This is a genomic window from Acinetobacter sp. UBA3025 (assembly GCF_002367915.1).
Taxonomy (GTDB): Bacteria; Pseudomonadota; Gammaproteobacteria; order Pseudomonadales; family Moraxellaceae; genus Acinetobacter.
The window spans coordinates 1-4,334 of sequence record NZ_DFDO01000006.1; the positions used below are offsets into that span (position 1 = coordinate 1).

The 4,334-nt window shown below is 43.3% G+C and carries 3 protein-coding genes and 1 pseudogene; 3 read left to right on the forward strand and 1 reads right to left on the reverse strand.

Annotation, left to right across the window (positions count from 1 at the left end):
- A pseudogene (locus tag B4J23_RS00190) lies at nt 1-114 on the forward strand (DUF1315 domain-containing protein); the annotation flags it as partial.
- 59 nt (nt 115-173) lie between these two features.
- Here the strand turns inward: B4J23_RS00190 and B4J23_RS00195 are convergent.
- Nucleotides 174-1,175 carry a glycosyl transferase family protein gene (locus B4J23_RS00195; RefSeq protein ID WP_291358136.1) on the reverse strand — a complete coding sequence of 334 codons (1,002 nt, stop codon included), beginning with the start codon at nt 1,173-1,175 and terminating at the stop codon, nt 174-176.
- 414 nt (nt 1,176-1,589) lie between these two features.
- Here B4J23_RS00195 and B4J23_RS00200 point away from each other — a divergent pair, with 414 nt between their 5' ends.
- Together B4J23_RS00200 and B4J23_RS00205 are read left to right on the forward strand one after the other, a co-directional pair.
- Complete coding sequence (locus B4J23_RS00200) at nt 1,590-2,933, forward strand: dicarboxylate/amino acid:cation symporter (RefSeq protein WP_005236469.1); 1,344 nt, start codon at nt 1,590-1,592, stop codon at nt 2,931-2,933.
- A gap of 166 nt (nt 2,934-3,099) precedes the next feature.
- On the forward strand, nt 3,100-4,242 hold the full coding sequence (locus tag B4J23_RS00205) for an acyl-CoA dehydrogenase family protein (RefSeq protein ID WP_125279075.1): 1,143 nt from the start codon (nt 3,100-3,102) through the stop codon (nt 4,240-4,242).
- Nucleotides 4,243-4,334 lie beyond the last annotated feature (92 nt).

The window sequence follows — 4,334 nt, forward strand, 5'->3', positions numbered from 1 at the left end:
CCAGAAACCGAACGCAGCGGTTATATCGACCGCGGCACTAAAGAAGAAGGCGAACAATGTGATGATGATCATCACAAAAATGAGCCGGAATTCAAGCCAATCCGTTTCGTTTAATCGAAACCGAAAAAAAGACCACAGATTTGGTCTTTTTTAATGTCTGTTTTCTGGTCTGATCAAACCGAAAGACGGGTATTCCAAAGCTCTCTGGCTTTTTGCATCGCTACTTCATAGCTGTCACATTCACCCATGGTATACAGTGCAATGCCCATAGTTTCAACCACTGCGATTTCACCATATTCATGTGAGCGTTGACCTTCCCATACTTGCTTAAACACAGCTAGATCCAGCTCTTCTTCAATCGGACTACGGTTGTCAGTCAGTTTTGGTAATTCGTGCTCATAAAGTTCGCCATTCTTAATTCCACAGATTAAAGTTTTGGCATCCGGGTTACGTTCGAACTCACCACCTTCACCTTTAATGACTGCACTATTTTGATAACCTAACTTGTAAGCGGACTGCTGATGTGAACTACGATAAGCAGGGTGGAAAATGGCCTGTAAAGTCGCTTTGGCATTAAATGGATTAATCAGACGTGCCAGCGTATGAATCGGGGAGCGAAGGCCCATAACATTACGTAGCCCGATCAGCTCAGCCAGAATCGGGGAGATCACCTCCAAAGGCAGGTAAGCGAAATGTTTTTCTTTAAGTTGCTGTTCCACTTCAGTGTCATTCTGGCAGATTGGATAGCCTAAGTAGTTAAGTACCTGTTCTGTATAAACCCGATTCAAGGTATGACCTGAAGCACCATGCATCACAATATTATAGCCATGCTTGGCGAGGGTAAGCGCAGCCAGAATGAACCAGGGATAATGTTTGCGTTTGCCTGCATAAGATGACCAGTCCAGATCAACATCCAATGCCTTAAAATTCAGTTGGTCTCGGGTCGCCTGCACAAAGCCTGCGAGTTCATCAACAGATTCTTCCTTGACGCGTAATAGCATCAGAAAAGCGCCCAGTTGTACGTCCAGCACTTCATTTTTCAGGATCATGCTAAAAGCCTGATAGGCTTCTTCATAGCTTAAAGAACGTGCACCATTTTTCCCCTTGCCAATAATACGAATAAACTGGGCAAAAGGATGTTCGGCATCTTTATAAATATTTCGCTTTGTGGTCATGGGCATAGATCAATCATGTTCATCAAGTATTGGCATATTTTACGCTGATATTGGTATTTCACCTTCTTATTTTGCAGAATTATTAGAGTTTTATAAGACTATAGTCTAAGAGGTATTGTTTAGTATTTAGGCAAATTTAACATTTCGGGTTAAACAAAAGTCTAAAAAGCGGTTAAAATTTCACGCAATTCTTGTGTTTGCTTTATCTCCTGATCAATGCACTGACTTTTCTTAAAGATCGGTGTTCCTGTGATTGTTAAATGTACATACACATTCTAATTTCAGTATCAGATTAATTTTTTGATACATAGGCACTTTTTTGTTTCAGACAATCAAGTATTGGACGCTTGTTTTTTAAAAATAAGTGAAAACTGAATATTGCTTCTGGTTAGAAGTATATCGTGAAGTAAGGTTATGGCTAAAAAACCAATTTATAAGTCGCTTTATTTTCAAGTGATTGTAGCCATTATTGCGGGTATCCTCGTCGGACATTTCTCGCCAAGTGGTACACAAATCATTAATGGTGCAGAACAATATGTTCCAGGTCTGGGCGAACAACTAAAGCCGCTGGGTGATGCATTTATCCGTTTAATTAAAATGATCATCGCACCTGTGATTTTCTGTACCGTGGTTAGCGGTATCGCAGGTATGGAGAGCATGAAATCAGTCGGTAAAACTGGTGGTGTCGCTCTACTTTACTTCGAAATCGTATCAACAATGGCGCTGATCATTGGTCTTCTGGTGATTAATATTGCCAAGCCAGGCGTTGGGATGAATGTTGATCCGGCATCGCTGGACACGGCCGGGATTTCTAAATATGTAGAGTCGGGTGCTTCTCAGTCTACCGTTGATTTCTTTATGAATATCATTCCAAATACGGTAGTCGGAGCATTTGCCGAAGGCGAAATCCTGCAAGTCCTTTTATTTGCGATCCTGTTCGGTTTTGCATTACACAAACTGGGTGCACAAGGTAAGCCAGTCCTCAAACTGGTAGATCAGATTTCACATGTGTTCTTTAACATCGTGAACATGATTATGAAACTTGCACCTATTGGTGCATTTGGTGCGATGGCTTTCACGATCGGTAAATATGGGATCGGTTCTCTGGCACAATTGGCTCAGTTGATCATCTGCTTCTATATCACCTGTTTGCTGTTCATCTTTATTGTGCTAGGTTCAATTGCTCGCTTTACCGGCTTTAGCATTGTCAAGATGATTCGCCTGATTCGTGAAGAGTTACTGATTGTACTCGGTACTTCATCGTCTGAATCTGTATTGCCACGCATGTTGAAAAAACTCGAGCTTGCAGGTGCTGAAAAGTCAGTGGTAGGTCTGGTCATTCCAACCGGTTATTCATTTAACCTGGATGGTACTTCGATTTACCTGACAATGGCGGCAATCTTCATTGCACAGGCGACCAATACGCAACTTGATTTGTCTCACCAGATTACCTTGCTTCTCGTATTGCTCATTTCTTCTAAAGGTGCAGCGGGTGTAACTGGTTCAGGCTTTATCGTGATGGCAGCAACCTTAGCGGCTGTAGGTAATATTCCGGTTGCAGGTCTGGCCTTGATTCTCGGTATTGACCGCTTCATGTCTGAAGCTCGTGCCTTGACCAATCTGGTCGGTAACTCTTTGGCAACTCTGGTTGTAGCAAAATGGGTCGGTCAGTTAGACATGGACAAGCTGAACTATGCATTAGCAAATCCGGCTGAAATTGATGAAAAAATGGCGCAGGAAGGCAACAACGCTCATTAAGTTTGAGTTCGTCTTGTAGGTCATAAAAAGGAAGCTTCGGCTTCCTTTTTTATTTTTATCTGACTGTGAAGTTAGCGAAAAAATAAGTCAGGCACATGACAGCCTTTCTAAAAATAGTTAGCCTGTGCACAGGAAATAAAACGATAAACACGATAAGGATAAAAGAATGCTGGCTTACGATGCTGACCTGGAACTTTTCCGCGACAATTTCAAACGCTTTATGAATGAACACGTAGCGCCTTACTATGAAGAGTGGGAGCGTGAAGGCATGATGCCGCGTTCAGTCTGGAATGCGATGGGTGAAAATGGCTTCTTATGTGTCGATGTTCCGGAAGAATATGGTGGCTACGGTGTTCCGACCCACTATTCCCTGATGTTAATCGAAGAGTCAGCTCGAGCAGGCTATAGCGCCATCTCAACCGGCCTGTCTTGTCACTCGGATATCGCAGCGCCGTATATCTTGCATATCGGTACAGAAGAGCAGAAAAAATACTGGCTACCGAAAATGGTATCTGGTGAAGTAGTCGGTGCGATTGGCATGACTGAGCCGGGTGCAGGTTCTGATCTGCAAGCCATGCGAACCAATGCCATCTTGCAGGGTGACCATTATCTGTTGAATGGTTCTAAAACTTTTATCTCCAATGGTCAGCATGCTGACTTAGTCGTATTAGCCGTGAAAACAGATCCACAAGCACGCGCCAAAGGTGTGTCTTTGATGCTGGTGGATACGCATCTGGAAGGCTTTAAAAAAGGCAAGAACTTGGACAAAATTGGTCTGCATTCACAGGATACTTCAGAGCTGTTCTTCGATAATGTCAAAGTACCGAAAGATCAATTGCTGGGTCAGCCAGGTCAGGGCTTCGTCTATCTGATGCAGGAACTCCCACGTGAACGTACCGCTATTGCGGCAACCGCACTGGGGGCGATTCGTGGCTCGATTGATGTAACGACTCAATATGTCAAAGAGCGTCAGGCCTTTGGTCAGGCGATTGGTCAGTTCCAGAATACCCGTTTTGTACTGGCACAAGCCAAGATTGACGAGCTGGCAACAGCAGCTTTCTATAACCAGAATGTTGAGTTGTATATGCAAGGCAAGTTGGATGTTGAAACTGCAGCAGCGCTAAAGAGCTTCTCAACGGATATGCAGATGAAAGTTGCTGACAATCTGCTTCAGCTCTTTGGTGGTTATGGCTATATGACGGAATATCCGATTTCGCGTTTCTTTGTCGATGCCCGCATTCAACGGATCTATGGCGGTACCAATGAAATCATGAAAGAAATTGTTGCACGTGGTTTGCTTGGACGTTAAAAATAAACAGATAAAAAAAGAGTCCTAAATGGCATTGCTGTCCCACAATTTTTCACAAGAGGAAGCTCAAATGAGCTTCCTCTTGTTTTATG

Coding starts and splice junctions, on each gene's coding strand:
- B4J23_RS00195 (WP_291358136.1), bottom strand. CDS start 1,175: ATGACCACAAAGCGAAATATTTATAAAGATGCCGAACATCCTTTTGCC.
- B4J23_RS00205 (WP_125279075.1), top strand. CDS start 3,100: ATGCTGGCTTACGATGCTGACCTGGAACTTTTCCGCGACAATTTCAAA.
- B4J23_RS00200 (WP_005236469.1), top strand. CDS start 1,590: ATGGCTAAAAAACCAATTTATAAGTCGCTTTATTTTCAAGTGATTGTA.